The following is a 16,763-nucleotide window of genomic DNA, read 5'->3' on the forward strand; positions in this document are numbered from 1 at the left end:
GCGGAGGGGCGCTGCCACCAGCAGTTTCAAAGACTGCCGACCATAGGATGGGAATCCGAACCCGTCCCGACCCGAATGAGGCCGAGAAGTGTCCACAGCACAGCCGCAGGAACCGAGGATGCCGCGCCGTCGCGCGCCCATCGCGATCACGCTCGGGATCGTGGGTGCCCTCGTCGTCGCGTTCTTCGTGTTCGCGGGGATCTACGCCGACGTGATGTGGTACCAGCAGCTCGGCTTCGTCGAGGTGCTGTACACCGAGTGGATCGCCCGCGTCGTGCTGTTCGTCATCGGCTTCGTCGCGATGGCGCTGCCGGTGTGGGTCTCGATCCAGATCGCCTACCGGACCCGGCCGGTCTACGCGAAGCTGAACTCGCAGCTGGACCGCTACCAGGAGGTCTTCGAGCCGCTGCGCCGACTGGCCATGTTCGGCGTGCCGATCGTGCTCGGCATCTTCGCGGGCGTCTCGACCGCGAGCCGCTGGGACTCCGTGCTCACGTGGCTGAACCGCACGCCCTTCGGCACCACCGACCCCCAGTTCGGGCTCGACGTCGGCTTCTACGTGTTCGAGCTGCCGTTCTACCGTTCCATCGTCGGCTTCGCCTCCGCCGTCGTGCTGCTGTCGGGCCTGCTCGTCATCGCGACGAACTACCTCTACGGCGCCATCCGGATCAGCGGACGCGAGGTCGTGATCTCGAAGGCCGCGCGCATCCAGATCGCGATCACCGCGGGGCTGTACCTGCTGCTCCAGGCCGTCAGCATCTGGCTCGACCAGTACGCCACGGTCACCGAGGTGGGCTCGCTCATCACCGGTGCGTCGTACACCGACGTGAACGCCACGATCCCGGGCCGCCAGATCCTCGCGCTCATCGCCGCGGCGGTCGCGATCCTCTTCCTCATCACGGCGTTCCTCGGGCGCTGGCGCCTCCCGCTCATCGGCGCCGTGCTGCTGGTCGTGTCGAGCCTGCTGATCGGGTCGCTCTACCCGTGGGTCGTGCAGCGCTTCCAGGTCGACCCGAGCGCGCGATCGCTCGAGGCGCCGTACATCCAGCGCAACATCGACCTCACCCGCGACGCGTTCGGCGTCTCCGACATCGAGGAGATCCCGTACGAGGCGAAGACCGACGCCGAGCCCGGAGCGCTCCGTGCCGACGCCGAGACCACGGCGAGCATCCGCCTGATGGACCCGGCGATCATCAGCCCGGCGTTCCGGCAGCTCGAGCAGTTCCGGCAGTACTACCAGTTCCCCGAGCAGCTCGACGTCGACCGGTACGAGCTCGACGGCGAGATGCAGGACACGGTCGTCGCCATCCGCGACCTCAACCTCGAGGGCCTCGGCGACGCCCAGACGTGGTTCAACAGCCACCTCGTCTACACGCACGGGTACGGCCTGGTCGCGGCGGCGGGCAACCAGCGCTCGAGCGACGGGCAGCCCGTGTTCCTGCAGTCCGGCATCCCGTCGACCGGCACCCTGCCCGAGTTCGAGCCGCGGGTGTACTTCGGCGAGAACTCGCCGGACTACTCCATCGTCGGTGCACCCGAGGGGTCGCGCGAGATCGAGCTCGACTTCCCCGCCGGCGGCGACGGCGAGCCCCAGCAGACCACCTTCGAGGGCGACGGCGGGCCGACGCTCGACAACGTCTTCACCAAGCTCGTCTACGCGCTGAAGTTCCAGTCGGAGCAGATCTTCCTCTCCGACCAGGTCAACGAGGAATCGCAGATCCTCTACGACCGCAACCCGATCGAGCGCGTGCAGAAGGTCGCGCCGTACCTGACGCTCGACACCGACACGTACCCCACGGTGGTCGACGGGCGCATCGTGTGGATCGTCGACGGGTACACGCTCTCCGACCAGTACCCGTACTCGAACAAGGTGAGCTACAGCGAGGCGATCTCGGACAGCGACACGGTCTCGTCGCCGCTCGCGTTCGACGAGGTCAACTACATCCGCAACTCGGTGAAGGCCACGGTCGACGCCTACGACGGCAGCGTGACGCTCTACGCGTGGGACGCCGACGACCCGATCCTCAAGACGTGGGAGAAGGTCTTCCCGTCGAAGGTGCGGCCGATGAGCGAGATGTCGGGCGAGCTGATGAGCCACGTGCGCTACCCGGCCGACCTGTTCAAGATGCAGCGCGCGGTGCTGGGGCGGTACCACGTGACCGAGGCCGACGCGTTCTACTCGCGCGAGGACGCCTGGACGACGCCGCTGGACCCCACGCAGGGGCAGGCGAGCACGCTGCTGCAGCCGCCGTACTACCTGACGATGCAGATGCCCGGCCAGGAGGCGCCGTCGTACTCGATCTACTCGACGTTCATCCCCGAGGCGCGAGGCCAGGCCAGCCGCAACGTGCTGCGCGGTTACCTCGCGGTCGACTCCGACGCCGGATCCGAGGACGGCGAGCGCGCCGAGGGCTACGGCAAGCTCCGCCTGCTGAACCTTCCCGAGGACGACAACGTGCCCGGCCCCGGCCAGGTGCAGAACACCTTCAACAGCGACACGTCGATCTCGGCGCAGCTGAACATCCTCCGCCAGGGCCAGTCCGACGTGATCAACGGCAACCTGCTGACCATCCCGGTCGGCGGCGGCCTGCTCTACGTGCAGCCCGTCTACGTCCGCTCGACGGGTGAGACGAGCTACCCGGTGCTGCAGAAGGTGCTGGTCGCGTTCGGCGACGAGATCGCGTTCGAGGACACGCTGGACGACGCGCTCAACGTGCTGTTCGGCGGCGACTCCGGTGCGGCCGCCGGCGACGAGGAGGTCGAGCCCGAGCCGGCGCCGACCGAGCCGACCGAGCCGGGCGAGGAGCCGACCGAGCCGACCGAGCCGACGACGCCCACCGACGAGGAGGCGGCGCTGCTCGCCGAGGCGGCCGACCTGCTGGCGCAGAAGGAAGCCGCCCTCTCGGAGGGCGACCTCGCCGCGTTCGCCGAGGCCGACGAGCAACTGAACCAGGTGATCACCCGCCTGCTCGAGCTCTCGGGCGCCACCGCCCCCGACGGCGAATGACCGAGTCGCCCGTCGACCTGCGTTCCGGCGACTGGCTCGACGCGAACCGCGCCAACTGGGACGAACGGGTGCCCCTGCACGTGGCATCCCCGTTCTACGACCGCGCGCGCCTGCGTGCCGGCGGGAGCGTGCTCGACCCCATCGCCCGGGCCGGCATCGAGCGCATGTTCCCCGACGGCCTGGAAGGGGTGCGCATCCTGCACCTGCAGTGCCACTTCGGCTCCGACACCCTCTCGCTCGTGAACGGCGGGGCCACGGCGGTCGGCCTCGACTTCTCTGAGCCCGCCGTCGAGGAGGCGCGTCGGATGGCGGACGAGCTCGGCGTCGCCGACCGGGCGCGCTTCGTGCAGGCGAACGTCTACGACGCCCGCCACGCCCTCCCCGAGCCGGAGTCGTTCGACCTCGTCTTCACCACGTGGGGCACGATCGGCTGGCTTCCGGATGTCGCGGAATGGGCCCGCATCATCGAGTGGTTCCTCGCACCCGGCGGTCGACTGTTCTTCGCCGACGGCCACCCCGCCGCGTTCGTGTTCGACGGCGACGGAGGCCGCGACGGGATGCCAGACTTCGCGTACCCGTACCGCCCCGACGGACCGGACATCATCGACGAACCGGGCGACTACGCCGACCCCGAGGCGCAGCTGCAGCACGCGCGCACCTGGGAGTGGATGCACCCGCTCGACGAGGTGCTCGGCGCGCTGCGCGACGCCGGGCTGCGGCTCGAGCACTTCGCCGAGCACGGCGAGGTGCCCTGGCAGATCTTCCCGATCGCGGAGCCGAAGGGCGAGGGGATGTTCGGCTGGCCCGACCGACAGTGGCTGCCGTTGTCGTACGAGCTCGTCGCGTCGGCGCCCGAGCGCCCCACCCGCTGACGCGACGCTCGGGCGGCGCGCCCGGGCCGCGGCCTCGATTCGACGTCGCTCAGGCCCCGTGCTAGTGTTTTCTCTTGTGCCGCGGGGTGGAGCAGTTCGGTAGCTCGCTGGGCTCATAACCCAGAGGTCGTAGGTTCAAATCCTGCCCCCGCAACCAATCAGAGGCCGGTATCGGAGAGATCCGATACCGGCCTCTTGCGTTTCCCGTCGGTCGTGGTACGTCACGCCTGAGGACGCGACTCGCTTTCGAGTTGGTCCGCGAGCAGCGCGGAGCTCGCCCGAAGGGTCGAGTCGAGCCGGCGCCCGAGCAGCCGCATGATGATGCGCTCCCTGGCGCTCGACGGTGCGCCGACCCGGAAGTGCACGATGGTCCCGCCCTCGGGCGTCGGCTCGAGCTCGGTCATCGTGCGCAGGTGGATCGGTCCGAGGGGTGTGGGCATGGTCGACCGCACGGTGAGGTATTCGTACGGGCGCCAGTCCAGGACCTCTTCGAGGATGTTGCCGGCCCCGTGCTGGCAGTGGTTGACCGTTCCCACGCCGCGCCGGTTGCCCGCGGCCTCGACGTCGAGACGCTTGAGCTCCGGCTGCCACGCCATGCGGCGGCCCGGCACCGTGAAGAAGGCCCACGCGACCGCCGGCGCCGCTCGAGTGGGAAGGTCGATCCGGCTGAACTCCTCGGACTCGCCGACCACGACGCGCGTCCGCTCCTGCTCCTCGTGCCACCGTCGCTCGAGGTCGTGCACCCACGAGGCCAGGGTCCCGAGGTGCTCGTAGGTCGCGGTCGTGGGCCGCATCCCGAGCTCGACGACGTCCACGTCCATCGCGTCGACGCAGGGCTGGCTGAAGAGGGCGTACGCGCCGAGGCCGGTCGAGGCGACGACGTCGTTCTTCAGCAGGCGATGGACGATGATCACGTCGGGTCCGAGCAACTCCTCGGCGCCCTCGACACGCTGCCGGAGGACAGTCCCGTGGTGGACGACGAACTTCAGGTCCAGGTCGGGGATGCGCGCGCACGCGTCGCACGAGCACGACGTCCCCTGCCGGATGTCGCGCCGTCGTCGGCGGAAGCGGAAGTAGCACTGCTCGATCGCGTCGAGCAGGACGGTGCCGTCGATGGTGTCGCCCGGCGCGTAGGCGAAGGCGGCGTCGCCCTCGAGCTTCGCGAGCCGGAACCCCGGTCCCAGGCCGTCGACGATCGTCTCGATCAGGTCGCCGAGGATGTCCTGCGCGTGATCGAGCTCGACGCCCGACAGGTACCCGGTGTAGCCGGAGATGTCGGCGATGATCAGGCAGGCCCGATCAGTGGCCATCTGCGCCGTGCGCGTTCCGGTGGTGCATGGCACCTCCTGGTGGACATCCTGCCTCTGCGGGGAGGCTACTCCGCCGGCGCGTTCGCCGCACGCGTGCGTCGCGCGCCTAGGCTGAGGGCATGCAGACGGATGCCGCGGGCTTCCCGCTCGCCGTGGCGCAGTTCGCGCCCACCGACGACGCCGACGCGAACCTCGCCGAGATCGGGCGCCTCGCCGAGCTCGCGGTCGCACGCGGCGGCCGACTGGTGGTGTTCCCCGAGTACTCGAGCTGGTTCACCGCGTCGCCGTCGGAGGCGTGGCTCGACGCGGCGCAGCCGGTCGACGGCGCGTTCACGGCCGGGCTGCGCGAGCTCGCCGACCGGCTCGGCATCCACCTCGTCGCAGGGATGATCGAGCGGGTCGAGGGGGAGCGGCGCGTGGCCAACACCGTCGTCGCGGTCGCGCCCGGCGAGGGCGTCGTCGCGCGCTACCGCAAGCTGCACCTGTACGACGCGTTCGGCCACCGCGAGTCGGAGTGGGTCGCGCCGGGCGAGATCACCCCGCCGGAGCTGTTCGAGGCCGGCGGTCTCCGCTTCGGCCTGCAGACCTGCTACGACGTGCGGTTCCCGGAGGTGACCCGCCGCATCGTCGACGCCGGCGCCGACGTCGTCTGCATCCCCGCCGAGTGGGTGCGCGGTCCGTTGAAGGAGTCGCACTGGCGCACGCTCACCACCGCGCGCGCGCTCGAGAACACGATCTACGTCGCCGCGGCCGACCACGCCCCGCCGGTCGGCGCCGGCAACAGCATGGTCGTCGACCCGATGGGCGTCGAGGCGGCCACGGTCGGCGAGCAGACGGATGTCGCGGTCGCCTGGCTCTCCCGCGACCGCCTCGTCGCCGTCCGTCGGCTCAATCCGGCGCTCGAGCTCCGCCGGTTCGCCGTCACGGTCCGACCGGATCCCGGTCGGGACTAGAGCGACGCGAGCCGCGCCGCCGCCTCGTCGAGCACGTCGGCGCGCTTGCAGAACGCGAACCGCACGAGGGTGCGGACCGCGTCGCGACGCGACGGGTGGACGAACGCGGTGACGGGCACGCCGACCACGCCGACGCGGTGGGGGAGTTCCCGGCAGAACGCCGCGGCATCCGTCACCCCGAGCGCGGCGGCGTCGGCGACGACGAAGTAGCCGGACCGCGGCAGCGCGGTGGCGAAGCCGGCCGCGTCGAGCCCGGCGGCGAGCACGTCGCGCCGTGCCGCGAGGGCGGCGGCGGCATCCGCGAAGTACCGGTCGGGCAGGTCGAGGCCCGCCGCGATCGCGGGCTGGAACGGCGCGCCGTTCACGAACGTGAGGTACTGCTTGACCGCGAGCACGGCGGTGACCAGATCGGCGGGCCCGGTGATCCAGCCGATCTTCCAGCCGGTGGTGTTGAACGTCTTGCCGCCGGAGGAGATCGAGAGCGTCCGCTCCCACGCGCCGGGGAGGGTCGCGATCGGCGTGTGGGCTCCATCGAACACGAGGTGCTCGTAGACCTCGTCGGTGACGATCAGCGCGTCGTGGCGGTGCGCCAGCTCGACCACGAGCTCCAGGGTGTCCCGGTCGAGCATCGCTCCGGTCGGGTTGTGGGGCGAGTTCACCAGGATGATCCGGGTGCGGTCGGTCACGGCGGCCCTCAGCTCGTCGTGGTCGGGCCGCCAGTCGGGGAATCGCAGGGGCACGGTGCGGTGGATGCCGCCCGCGCGGGCCACGAGCGCGGCGTACGCGTCGTACGACGGCTCGAAGGTGACGACCTCGTCGCCGGCGTCGACGAACGCGAGCACGGATGCCGCGAGCGCCTCGGTCGCGCCCGCGGTGACGAGCACCTCGGCATCGGGGTCGACCTCGAGCCCGTACCAGCGCCGCTGGTGGCGCGCGATCGCGTCGCGCAGCACGGGAAGGCCGCGTCCCGGCGGGTACTGGTTGACCCCGGCGGCGATGGCCGCGCGCGCGGCCTCGAGCACCTCGGCCGGTCCGTCCTGGTCGGGGAAGCCCTGGCCGAGGTTGATCGCGCCGGTGGCGAGGGCCAGGGCGCTCATCTCCGCGAAGACGGTGGGAGCGACCGAGCCGTCGTCGGCGAGCAGGCCGGCGCCGGCGGCGGTGCGCTGCCAGGGGGCGAGTCGGCGGGGGGCTCCGGTGACATCCACGCTCACACCGTACGTCACGCTCCGGCCGCTACGCTGGCGTGGCCGCCCGGGCGCTTCCCGGCCGCGGCACAGCCGAGACATAGGAATCGCAGAAGCCCCGCACAGATCGACGGGCGATGCTGGCGTTCGTTGGAAGGGAGCGACAGATGACCGACACCACCCCCGGCGGCCACGACCACGAGGCGGAGGCCCGCGCGCGCGAGGAGGCCGGCGCCCCGGAGGCGAGCGAGACCACGGCACCCGAGTCCATGACTGAGGCACCCGCGTCGACGCCGGCCGAGCCCGCACCGGCCCCCGTCGAGCCCGCCTCCGAGGCGCCCGCACCCGCAGAGGCCGAGGCAGCGCCCCGCCCCACCGGCACGGTGTACGCGCCGGGCCAGGCCCCGCAGCCGTACGTCGCACCGCAGTACCGCCATGAGCCCGCGACCGCGCCCGCCCCGGGCGAGACCGCGCCGACCACCCCGCTCACGGGGGCGGCCGCCGCCGCGGCCGCGGCGAACCCCGGCGCCCGTCCCGTCCCGCCCGCGCCCGCCGCAGGCTCGGGTTCGGTGCCGCCCGCGTTCGGCGGCCCGCCCGCGCCGTCCGCCGCCCAGCCGCCGGCCGAGAAGCCGCGCCGCGCCGGACTCGGCGTCGCCGCCGCGATCGTCGCCGCCGCGCTGATCGGCGGCGCCTCGGGCGCCGGCATCACCGCCCTCATGACGGGAGGCGGCGACGGCGGCGTGCTCGAGTCGACCACGTCGGGCGAGCGGATCGTGATCAACGACACCGAGTCGGTCAACCAGGTCTCCGCGGTCGCGGCCGCGGCCAGCCCGAGCGTGGTCACCATCGCCGTCTCCGGCGGCCAGGGGCAGGGCACCGGCTCCGGCGTGATCATCTCGGAGGACGGCTACGTGCTCACGAACACGCACGTGGTCACGCTCGACGGCGCGACCGGCGACCCGAGCATCCAGGTCAAGGGCGACGACGGCCGACTGTACGAGGCGGAGCTCATCGGCACCGATCCGCTGAGCGACCTCGCCGTCATCAAGCTCGTCGACGCGTCGGGCCTCACCCCGATCGAGTTCGCCGACTCCGACGAGCTCAACGTCGGCGACACGGCGATCGCGATCGGCGCGCCGCTGGGCCTGTCCGGCACCGTGACGAACGGCATCGTGAGCGCGCTCAACCGGAGCATCGACGTGCAGTCGTCTGCCGCGCCCGACGTGCCGGGGGACGAGGAGCAACAGGAGGAAGGCGACAGCCCGTTCGACTTCTGGAACTTCGACGTCCCCGGGCAGGAGGGCGGCCAGTCGCAGGGCGGCGGGCTCATCTCCATCCCGGTGATCCAGACGGATGCCGCGATCAACCCCGGCAACTCCGGCGGCGCCCTGCTCGACTCGCAGGGGCGGCTGATCGGAGTCAACGTGGCGATCCTCTCGGCCGGCGGCGCGTCGGGCGAGGCCGGCAACATCGGTGTCGGGTTCGCCGTGCCGTCGAACCTGGCCGAGCGCGTCTCCCGCGAACTCATCGAGGACGGCGCGGCGACCCACGGCCTGCTCGGCGCGACGGTCACGTCGGCCCAGGCCGCCGGCGAGGGCACCACCGTCGGTGCGCTGATCTCCGAGGTCAGCGACGGGGGCGCGGCGCAGGCCGCCGGACTCGAATCGGGCGACGTGGTCACCGCGTTCAACGGCGTCCCGATCACCGACCAGACCGACCTCACGGCGCAGGTCCGCGCCCTTCCCGGCGGCGCCGAGGCGGAGCTGACGTACACGCGAGGCGGCGACTCGCGCACCGTCACCGTGACGCTCGGCACCTACGAGGGCTGAGCCCGGGCGCACCCGCTCTCGACGAGGGCCGGACCCGCGTGGTCCGGCCCTCGCCGCGTCTGCCCTTCGCCGTGCCCGACTGCTAGGCTCGATCGACCCTGTGCACGAGTGAGGAACATGCCCGAGCAGCACCACCCGGCGGAACTCTCGCCGCCGATCGGCGTCTCGTATGTCATGCCCGTGCTGAACGACGCGTCGCACGTGCGGGCTGCGGTCGAATCGATCCTCGCGCAGGCGTACGACGGTCCCGTCGAGGTGCTGATCGCCCTCGGACCGTCGATCGACGGCACGACCGAGCTGGTCGCCGACCTGGCGATGCGGGACGACCGCGTGAAGGTCCTCGAGAACGCGGTGGGGTCGACCCCGGCCGGGCTGAACATCGGCATCCGCGCCGCGGTCCACCCGGTCGTCGTCCGGGTGGACTCGCACTCGATGCTGCCGTCCGACTACACCAGTGTCGCCGTCGAGGCGCTCGTCCGGACCGGCGCCGACAACGTCGGCGGCATCATGGATGCGCGCGGCGAGAGCGCCTTCGAGCGCGCCGTCGCCCTCGCGTACACCACGCCGGTCGGGCTGGGCGGCTCCGCGTTCCACGTCGGCGGCGAGGAGGGCCCCGCCGAGACGGTCTACCTCGGGGTCTTCCGCCGCAGCGCGCTCGAGCGCGTCGGGCTGTTCGACGAGACGATCAAGCGCGGGCAGGACTGGGAGCTGAACCGGCGGCTCCGCGACACCGGCGGCACCGTCTGGTTCACCCCGAGGCTCGCCGTCACCTACCGGCCGCGCTCGAGCCTGGAGCGGCTCGCGCGGCAGATGTTCTCGACCGGGCTGTGGCGCGGCGAACTCGCCCGCCGATTCCCCGGCGACAACGGCATCCGCTACTTCGTGCCGCCGCTCATGGTCGTCGGCGTGGTCGCCGGCATCCTGCTCGGCCTCGGCGGAATCGTGCAGCTCGCGGTCGGCGCGGCCCCCTGGCTGCTCATCGGGTTCGCCGCGCCGCTGGTGTACCTCCTGTTCGTGCTCGTCGCGGCGCTCGCCTACGCTCGCGGGCGCGGTGCGGGGGTCTTCGGCTGGTTCCTCGTGGTGCTGCCGTGCATCCACGTCTCATGGGGTGCGGGCTTCGTGCTCGGCTACCTCGCGCTCACGAGCAACATCGCCAGCCACACGGGAAGGTGACCATGACGGAGACCACGCCCGACCGCGGCCGGCCGACGAGCATCGGCGAGCTGCGCTCGGTGACCCAGCCGCCCGAGGTGCGCAACCGCCGCAACGCCGAGCACTGGACCGCCTCGCTCTACCTGCGCGACCTGTCGCCGTACCTCACATGGCTGCTGCTGCGCACGCGCATCTCGGCGAACGGCGTCACCGGGCTGATGATCCTCGTCGGCTGGTCGACTGCGGCCGCGCTGCTGATCCCCGGGGTCTGGGGCGCGCTGCTCGCGGTGCTGCTCGGCCAACTGCAGATGCTCGTCGACTGCTGCGACGGCGAGGTCGCGCGGTGGCGCGGCACTCGCTCGCCCGCGGGGGTCTTCCTCGACAAGGTCGGCCACTACTCGACCGAGGCGCTGATCCCGCTCGCGCTCGGCATCCGCGCCGCCGCGTACCCGCTCGAGTTCCCCGAGGACTTCCTCTGGACCACCGTGGGCGCCCTGCTCGCCCTGGTGATCGTGCTCAACAAGGCGCTCAACGACATGGTCCACGTCGCGCGGGCGAACGCCGGCCTGCCCAAGCTCGCCGACACGCACGGCGAGACGGCGCCGCGCGGCGGCCTCATCGCGACGCTGCGCAAGGCGGCGCGGTTCCTGCCGTTCCACCGCCTCTACCACTCCGTGGAGCTCACGCTCATCGCGTTCGCCGCCGCGCTGATCGGGCTCGTGGCGGGCCAGCCGCTCGTCGACCGCATCCTCGTGCTCGCGCTCCTGCCGCTCGCGACCCTCGCGCTCTTCGGGCACTTCCTCGCGATCATGGCCTCCCGCCGTGTCCGCGCCTGACCCGACCCCGCAGGTGCCGCGCGTCGGCGTCGTGGTGCTCACCATGGGCCGCCGCCCGGCCGAGCTCGCGCGCGGCATCCGGAGCGTGCTCGACCAGGCCGGCGTCGAGGTCGACGTCGTCTGCGTCGGCAACGGCTGGGATCCGGCGACGGCCGACCCGCCGCTGCCGCCCGGGGTCCGCACGCGGCACCTGCCCGAGAACCTCGGCATCCCCGCAGGCCGCAACCGGGGCGTGCCCGACGTCGCGGGCGACGTGCTCTTCTTCCTCGACGACGACGCGTTCCTGCCGAGTCCGACGTTCCTGGCCGACGGATGCCGCCTGCTCGCCGATCGCCCCGACCTCGGGCTCGTGCAGCCCCGCGTGGTCGACCCGACGGGCCTCACCGCGCCGCGGCGGTGGATCCCGCGCATCCGCAAGGGCGATCCCGCCCACTCGAGCGACGTCTTCTCGTGCTGGGAGGGCGCGGTCCTGATGCCCCGCGAGGTGTTCGAGGCCACCGGCGGCTGGGCCGACCCGTTCTTCTACGCCCACGAGGGCATCGAGCTGGCCTGGCGCGTCTGGGACGCCGGCCGCCGCGCCTGGTACGAGGGCGGGCTCGAGGCGGCCCACCCGGTGATCGACCCGGCACGTCACGCGTACTACTACCGGCTGAACGCGCGGAACCGGGTGTGGCTCGCTCGGCGGAACCTCCCCGCCCCGCTCGTGCCGGTCTACGTCGCGTCGTGGACGGCGATCCAGGTGTTGCGCTGGGCGCGGCATCCGAAGGCCCTCTCGGCCTGGTTCGAGGGCTGGGCCGCCGGCTGGCGCGAGGACCCGGGGGAGCGGCGCCCGGTCTCGTGGCGCACCGTGTGGCGGATGACGCTGGCAGGGCGACCCCCCGTCGTCTGACCGGTCCGCACGGCGGCTACCCTTGGACGGTGGGTTTGAGGAGAGACGCGCGCCGCGCCGTGAAGCTCGTTCAGAACGTCGTACGGTCGCGCCGTGCGCAGCGTCGCCTGGGCGCCATGCTCGCCGAACGTCCTCCGCTCGAGCCGCACCGCTACCGCATCGGCGTCTACTTCGCCGACGGCAAGGTCAACCTCTACCAGCTCCGGCAGTGGTACAAGCCGCTCGCCCGCCTCGCCGAGACGCACCCGGTCCTGGTGCTCAGCCGTGCCTCCGGCGCGGCGCTGGCGCTGCTCGAGGAGTCGCCGCTTCCCGTGGCGTACGTGCGCCGGGTCGCCGACCTCGAGCGGGTCATCCACGAGCAGGACCTGCACGTGATCCTCTACGTCAACCAGAACGCCAAGAACTTCCAGATGATGCGCTACGGGCGCCGCTGGCACGTGTTCATCAACCACGGCGAATCCGACAAGATGTACATGACCACCAACCAGTTCAAGGCCTACGACTACGCGCTGATCGCCGGCGACGCCGCCCGCGCCCGGCTCGACAAGGTGCTGTGGGACTACGACTTCGACAAGCGCGCCATCCCGATCGGGCGACCGCAGGCCGACCACTACCTCGACGGCACCCCGCTGCCGTACCCCGACGACGACCGGTCCGTGGTGTTGTACGCGCCCACGTGGGAGGGCGACCGCGGCGCCGCCGCCTACGGCTCGATCGCCTCGCACGGCGTCGCGCTCGTCCGGAGCCTGCTCGCCGACGGGCGCTTCCGGGTGATCTACCGACCGCACCCCCGGTCGGGCGTCGTCGATCCCGCGTACGGCGCGGCGAACCGCGCGATCATCGACGCCATCGCCGCGGCCAACGCGGCCGACCCGTCGGCGAAGCACGTCTACGACGACGGACCGTCCCTCGGCTGGCAGCTCGCGGCGGCCGACGTCGCCGTCGTCGACATCTCGGCGATGGTCTACGACCGGCTGGCCGCCGGGAAGCCGCTGCTCATCACGCGGCCGGTGAATCCGGAGGCCCAGATCGACACCGGTGGGTACCTCTCCGCATGCGAGTGGCTCGACGACGGCGACGGCGACGCGATGCTCGCGCGGGTCTCGGAGGTGGCGGACGACCCGGGAGCACGCGAGCGACTGGCGTACTGGGTGGAGCGCTACTTCGGCGACACGACGCCGGGCGTCACGACCGAGCGCTTCCACGCGGCCGTCGACCACCTGATGGCCGAGTGGGAGCGATTCGCGGCGCTGCACGCCGGTGATCCCGAGGTCGAGGAGCACGACGCCGAGGGCGAGGCCGCCGAGCAGTCGGACGACCTCGAGGTCGAGTAGGCCCTGCTTCGGCCGGTCAGCCCCGCTCGTCGGAGGACGAGTCCTCGGTGAGCTCCGCCGGCGCCGCCGCGTCGGTGCGCCGGCGGGTGAGGGCACGCCCGGCCGAGCGGATGCCGCGGCTGGTCGCCCCGGCCAGCGCCGCGCCGATCGCCGCACCGCGACGGGCCGTGCGCGACGCCGCCGACTCGCCCGCGTCGCGCGGTTCGAGCTCGACCGGCAGCAGCGCGGGCGCGGCACCGAAGGCGAGTCGCGACTGCTGCAGCACGCGCCGTCCGAGGAGGTGGTTGCCGGCGCCGCCGATGGCCGCGCCGATGCCGAACGGGATGGCCCGGCCGATGATGCCCGCGCCGCCGCGGACGGCGAACTGCTTGATGAACAGGCGGCGCAGCCGGTCCACGACCTGGCCCATCATGGCCTTCGGGAGCCCGCTGGTGATGATCTCGCCCCAGTAGGCGTCGCGGCTCACCCCGCGGCCCGCCGCGCGCGCGGCGAACTGCCGCACCAGGTCGACGCCCTCGCGACCCATCATGAGCGTCATCACGAGCGCACGCGCCCGATCGGGGTTCTCGACGTGCAGTCCGTGCACCTCGGCGACCGACTGCGCGAACAGCGCGGTGGCCTCGAGGAACGCCGCCGTCTCCACGCCCGAGAGCGCGAGCGTGACTCCGGTGCCGATGCCCGGCACCACGGCCGTCGCGCCGACGGCGGCGCCACCTGTGGTCACGGCCGTCAGGTACCGGCGCTCGAGGATCCGGACGATCTCGTCCGGGGTGGCATGCGGGTGGTTGCGACGGATGGCGCGCAGGTGGGCGAGCACGATCGGCCGCTGGATCGCGATGAGCCGGTCGAGCCCGCGCTCGAGGCCCTCGGACCGCTGCGTGGCGTCGGCGCGGCCCTGGCCCGCCGACGCGGAACCGTCGACGGTCTCCGGCGCCTCGGCGGGCGCGTTCGACCCCATCGACGTGATGCGATGCACTCGATCGGACATGGCGAAGATGATAGGCCGACTGCATGGGAACGGGCTCGGGGCCCGACGGGGCTTGACGGGCCCGGTCAGCGTGTGCCGTAGTCGGCGTTGTACCGGTCGATGACCTCGTCGATGGCACCGTCGAGCACCAGACGGCCCTTATCGAGGTAGAGCCCGCGCGTGCAGAACCGGCGGAGGTCGCGCTCGTTGTGCGAGACGAAGAACAGCGTCCGGCCGCTGGCGAGCAGCTCCTCGATGCGCCGGTAGCACTTCTCGCGGAACGCCTTGTCGCCGACCGCGAGCACCTCGTCGACGAGCAGGATGGGCTCGTCCAGCTGGGAGACGACCGCGAACGCCACCCGGACCTTCATGCCGCTGGACAGGTGCTTGTAGGGCGTGTCGAGGAAGTCGCCGATCTCGGCGAACCCGATGATGTCGTCGAACTTCGCGTCGATCTGGGCACGGGTCATGCCGTGCAATCCGGCCGTGAGGTAGACGTTGTCGCGCACCGAGAGGTCATCGACGAACCCGCCCGTGATCTCGATGAGCGGGGCGACGCCGCCGTGGACGGCGACGGAGCCCTCGTCGGGGATCAGGACCCCCGCGACGAGCTTGAGCAGCGTCGACTTGCCTTGGCCGTTCCGGCCGACCACCCCGATGGCCTCGCCGGGACGCACGTCGACGCTGACCTCGCGCAGGGCCCAGAACTCGTCGGGGCGGATCTTGCGCCGGCTGCGGGAGAAGAGGTCCTTGAACGTGCGGCGGCCGCGACGGTTCCGACGGAAGCGGATGCCGAGGTCGGCGGTGCGGATGGCGGTCTCGTCCATCAGATCTCCTTCAGCACCTGGCGCTCGGAGTTGCGGAACACCCAGATCCCGATCGCGAGGAACGCCGCGGACATCGCCGCGGAGACGGAGACCGCGAACCAGTCGAGCTCGCCGGGGAAGAACCCGGCGCGGTAGAGGCTGAAGATGCCCGTGAGCGGGTTGAAGGCGGCCCAGAACTGCAGGGCCTCGGGAAGGTTGGAGATGCCGTACACGATCGGCGAGGCGTAGAAGAGGAACCGGAGCACGAGCTTCGTCGCCCGTTCGAGGTCGCGGAAGAACACGACCAGCGGGGCGACGATGAGCCCGATGCCGGCGGTGAGCGCGGCCTGGATCACCACGGCCAGCGGGAAGAACACGAGCTGCCACCCGACGCCCGCGCCGTAGAGGATCGCGAACAGCGCCAGCACCGGCAGGGCGAACACGAACTCGATGCCCTTGGACAGGACGATCCGATTGACCCAGATGGTGCGGGGGAGCTTGGTGGAGCGGACGAGCTTCGCGTCCTTCAGGAACGCGCGGGTGGAGTCGGAGACCGCACCGTTGAACCACATCCACGGCAGCAGCGCGGCCAGCAGGAAGACGATGTACGGCTGGGTGCCGACGAGCCGGTCGAACACCTGGGTGAATACGAACCAGTAGATGGCCGCCATCACGAGCGGGTCGAGGATCGACCACAGGTAGCCGAGCGCCGAGGTCGTGTACCTGACCTTCAGGTCGCGCGTCGTGAGCAGCCAGAGCGAGTGGCGGTACTCCGACCACGCGGTCCGCGAGAACGGATGCGCGTCGGCGTAGCTCATGGCATTCATCGTAGATGCCCGGCGGGGTCGGCCCCGACATGCGAGAAGCGGATGCCGCATGGCATCCGCTTCTCGCGCTGTCGGGGGTGCGCAGGTCACACGAAGTGGTTGGCGCGCTCCAGGTCTTCGGCGAAGTCGATCTCGACCGCGTAGAGGTCGGAGACGTCCATCGGCTCGACGAGGAGGCCGTTCTGCTCGATGGCGAGCTCGAGGCCGCGCTCGAAGTAGTCCTGGTCGCCGACGCGTGCGAGGTGCCCGAGCAGGGTCGCCTTGTCGCGGCTCGAGATGTAGTTGATGCCGACCGCCTCGCCGAGACCGCCCTTGACGGTCTTGGAGAGCTCCTTGATGTAGCCCTCGGCGCTGGTGGTGTACTTCACCTCTTCGTCGGAGACCTTCGCGGTGTTGACCGTCACGAAGGACTGGTCGCGCGCGATGAGCGGCAGCGCGCGGTCGAGGATGCGCGGGTCGAACACGACGTCGCCGTTCATCCAGAGCACGCCGCCGGGCTGCGAGGCCTGCAGGGCGCGCATGAGCGACTTCGAGGTGTTCGTCTGGTCGTACTCCTCGTTGTAGACGAACGACGCCTGCGGGAACGCCTCGATGATGTGCTCGAGCTTGTAGCCCACGACGATGGTCACGCTGGCGTTGCGGCCGAACGCGTGCGCGATGTTGTCGAACTGCTGACCCATGATCGTGCGGCCGTCGCTGAGCTCGGTGAGCGGCTTGGGGAGGCTTCGCCCGAGCCGGCTCCCCATGCCGGCTGCGAGGATCACGATCTGGGTGGTCACTGCATCTCCTTCATCGAT

Annotated in this window: 14 protein-coding genes and 1 tRNA gene; 9 read left to right on the forward strand and 6 right to left on the reverse strand. The window is 71.5% G+C overall.

Annotated elements, in window-relative coordinates; genetic code table 11:
- Positions 1-118 precede the first annotated feature (118 nt).
- From ACUY4T_RS00525 to ACUY4T_RS00535, 3 genes are all read left to right on the forward strand, one after another.
- Positions 119-3,007, forward strand: coding sequence for a UPF0182 family membrane protein (locus ACUY4T_RS00525; RefSeq protein WP_446016945.1), 2,889 nt, complete (start codon positions 119-121; stop codon positions 3,005-3,007).
- Entirely contained in the window at positions 3,004-3,879 is an 876-nt protein-coding gene (locus ACUY4T_RS00530; RefSeq protein WP_446016946.1) for a class I SAM-dependent methyltransferase, read from the forward strand. The genes ACUY4T_RS00525 and ACUY4T_RS00530 overlap by 4 nt, the downstream gene beginning before the upstream one ends.
- Positions 3,880-3,959: 80 nt before the next feature.
- A tRNA-Met gene (locus ACUY4T_RS00535) sits at positions 3,960-4,036 on the forward strand.
- Between the two features lie 64 nt (positions 4,037-4,100).
- Here ACUY4T_RS00535 and ACUY4T_RS00540 read toward each other — a convergent pair.
- Entirely contained in the window at positions 4,101-5,189 is a 1,089-nt protein-coding gene (locus ACUY4T_RS00540) for a DUF2652 domain-containing protein (RefSeq protein WP_446016947.1), read from the reverse strand.
- 119 nt (positions 5,190-5,308) lie between these two features.
- Here ACUY4T_RS00540 and ACUY4T_RS00545 point away from each other — a divergent pair, with 119 nt between their 5' ends.
- Complete coding sequence (locus ACUY4T_RS00545; RefSeq protein ID WP_446016948.1) at positions 5,309-6,142, forward strand: carbon-nitrogen hydrolase family protein; 834 nt, start codon at positions 5,309-5,311, stop codon at positions 6,140-6,142.
- Here ACUY4T_RS00545 and ACUY4T_RS00550 read toward each other — a convergent pair.
- Positions 6,139-7,347, reverse strand: coding sequence for a pyridoxal phosphate-dependent aminotransferase (locus ACUY4T_RS00550; RefSeq protein ID WP_446016949.1), 1,209 nt, complete (start codon positions 7,345-7,347; stop codon positions 6,139-6,141). The genes ACUY4T_RS00545 and ACUY4T_RS00550 overlap by 4 nt on opposite strands.
- A 146-nt stretch (positions 7,348-7,493) precedes the next feature.
- Here ACUY4T_RS00550 and ACUY4T_RS00555 point away from each other — a divergent pair, with 146 nt between their 5' ends.
- The 5 genes from ACUY4T_RS00555 (at position 7,494) to ACUY4T_RS00575 (ending at position 13,366) form a co-directional block, all read left to right on the forward strand.
- Positions 7,494-9,155 (forward strand): S1C family serine protease, encoded by a 1,662-nt coding sequence (locus ACUY4T_RS00555; protein ID WP_446016950.1) that lies wholly within the window; start codon positions 7,494-7,496, stop codon positions 9,153-9,155.
- Between the two features lie 117 nt (positions 9,156-9,272).
- A complete protein-coding gene (locus ACUY4T_RS00560; protein WP_446016951.1) occupies positions 9,273-10,328 on the forward strand; it encodes a glycosyltransferase family 2 protein in 1,056 nt (351 codons plus the stop codon).
- Positions 10,329-10,330: 2 nt separating this feature from the next.
- Entirely contained in the window at positions 10,331-11,143 is an 813-nt protein-coding gene (locus ACUY4T_RS00565; protein WP_446016952.1) for a CDP-alcohol phosphatidyltransferase family protein, read from the forward strand.
- Between the two features lie 43 nt (positions 11,144-11,186).
- Positions 11,187-12,032, forward strand: a complete 846-nt coding sequence (locus ACUY4T_RS00570; protein WP_446017400.1) for a glycosyltransferase family 2 protein — start codon at positions 11,187-11,189, stop codon at positions 12,030-12,032.
- 29 nt (positions 12,033-12,061) lie between these two features.
- Complete coding sequence (locus ACUY4T_RS00575) at positions 12,062-13,366, forward strand: CDP-glycerol glycerophosphotransferase family protein (RefSeq protein ID WP_446016953.1); 1,305 nt, start codon at positions 12,062-12,064, stop codon at positions 13,364-13,366.
- Between the two features lie 16 nt (positions 13,367-13,382).
- On the opposite strand, the gene ACUY4T_RS00580 is transcribed toward ACUY4T_RS00575, so the two are convergent.
- The 4 genes from ACUY4T_RS00580 to ACUY4T_RS00595 all read right to left on the reverse strand — a co-directional run bounded on the left by ACUY4T_RS00580 (position 13,383) and on the right by ACUY4T_RS00595 (position 16,745).
- Entirely contained in the window at positions 13,383-14,354 is a 972-nt protein-coding gene (locus ACUY4T_RS00580; RefSeq protein ID WP_446016954.1) for a hypothetical protein, read from the reverse strand.
- 65 nt (positions 14,355-14,419) lie between these two features.
- Entirely contained in the window at positions 14,420-15,160 is a 741-nt protein-coding gene (locus ACUY4T_RS00585) for an ABC transporter ATP-binding protein (protein ID WP_446016955.1), read from the reverse strand.
- A complete protein-coding gene (locus tag ACUY4T_RS00590; protein WP_446016956.1) occupies positions 15,160-15,957 on the reverse strand; it encodes an ABC transporter permease in 798 nt (265 codons plus the stop codon). The genes ACUY4T_RS00585 and ACUY4T_RS00590 overlap by 1 nt, the downstream gene beginning before the upstream one ends.
- Positions 15,958-16,052: 95 nt before the next feature.
- Complete coding sequence (locus ACUY4T_RS00595; protein WP_446016957.1) at positions 16,053-16,745, reverse strand: phosphocholine cytidylyltransferase family protein; 693 nt, start codon at positions 16,743-16,745, stop codon at positions 16,053-16,055.
- Positions 16,746-16,763 lie beyond the last annotated feature (18 nt).

This window comes from Agromyces arachidis, assembly GCF_052805135.1.

Coding starts and splice junctions, on each gene's coding strand:
- ACUY4T_RS00525 (WP_446016945.1), top strand. CDS start 119: ATGCCGCGCCGTCGCGCGCCCATCGCGATCACGCTCGGGATCGTGGGT.
- ACUY4T_RS00530 (WP_446016946.1), top strand. CDS start 3,004: ATGACCGAGTCGCCCGTCGACCTGCGTTCCGGCGACTGGCTCGACGCG.
- ACUY4T_RS00540 (WP_446016947.1), bottom strand. CDS start 5,189: ATGGCCACTGATCGGGCCTGCCTGATCATCGCCGACATCTCCGGCTAC.
- ACUY4T_RS00545 (WP_446016948.1), top strand. CDS start 5,309: ATGCAGACGGATGCCGCGGGCTTCCCGCTCGCCGTGGCGCAGTTCGCG.
- ACUY4T_RS00555 (WP_446016950.1), top strand. CDS start 7,494: ATGACCGACACCACCCCCGGCGGCCACGACCACGAGGCGGAGGCCCGC.
- ACUY4T_RS00560 (WP_446016951.1), top strand. CDS start 9,273: ATGCCCGAGCAGCACCACCCGGCGGAACTCTCGCCGCCGATCGGCGTC.
- ACUY4T_RS00565 (WP_446016952.1), top strand. CDS start 10,331: ATGACGGAGACCACGCCCGACCGCGGCCGGCCGACGAGCATCGGCGAG.
- ACUY4T_RS00570 (WP_446017400.1), top strand. CDS start 11,187: ATGGGCCGCCGCCCGGCCGAGCTCGCGCGCGGCATCCGGAGCGTGCTC.
- ACUY4T_RS00580 (WP_446016954.1), bottom strand. CDS start 14,354: ATGTCCGATCGAGTGCATCGCATCACGTCGATGGGGTCGAACGCGCCC.
- ACUY4T_RS00585 (WP_446016955.1), bottom strand. CDS start 15,160: ATGGACGAGACCGCCATCCGCACCGCCGACCTCGGCATCCGCTTCCGT.
- ACUY4T_RS00590 (WP_446016956.1), bottom strand. CDS start 15,957: ATGAGCTACGCCGACGCGCATCCGTTCTCGCGGACCGCGTGGTCGGAG.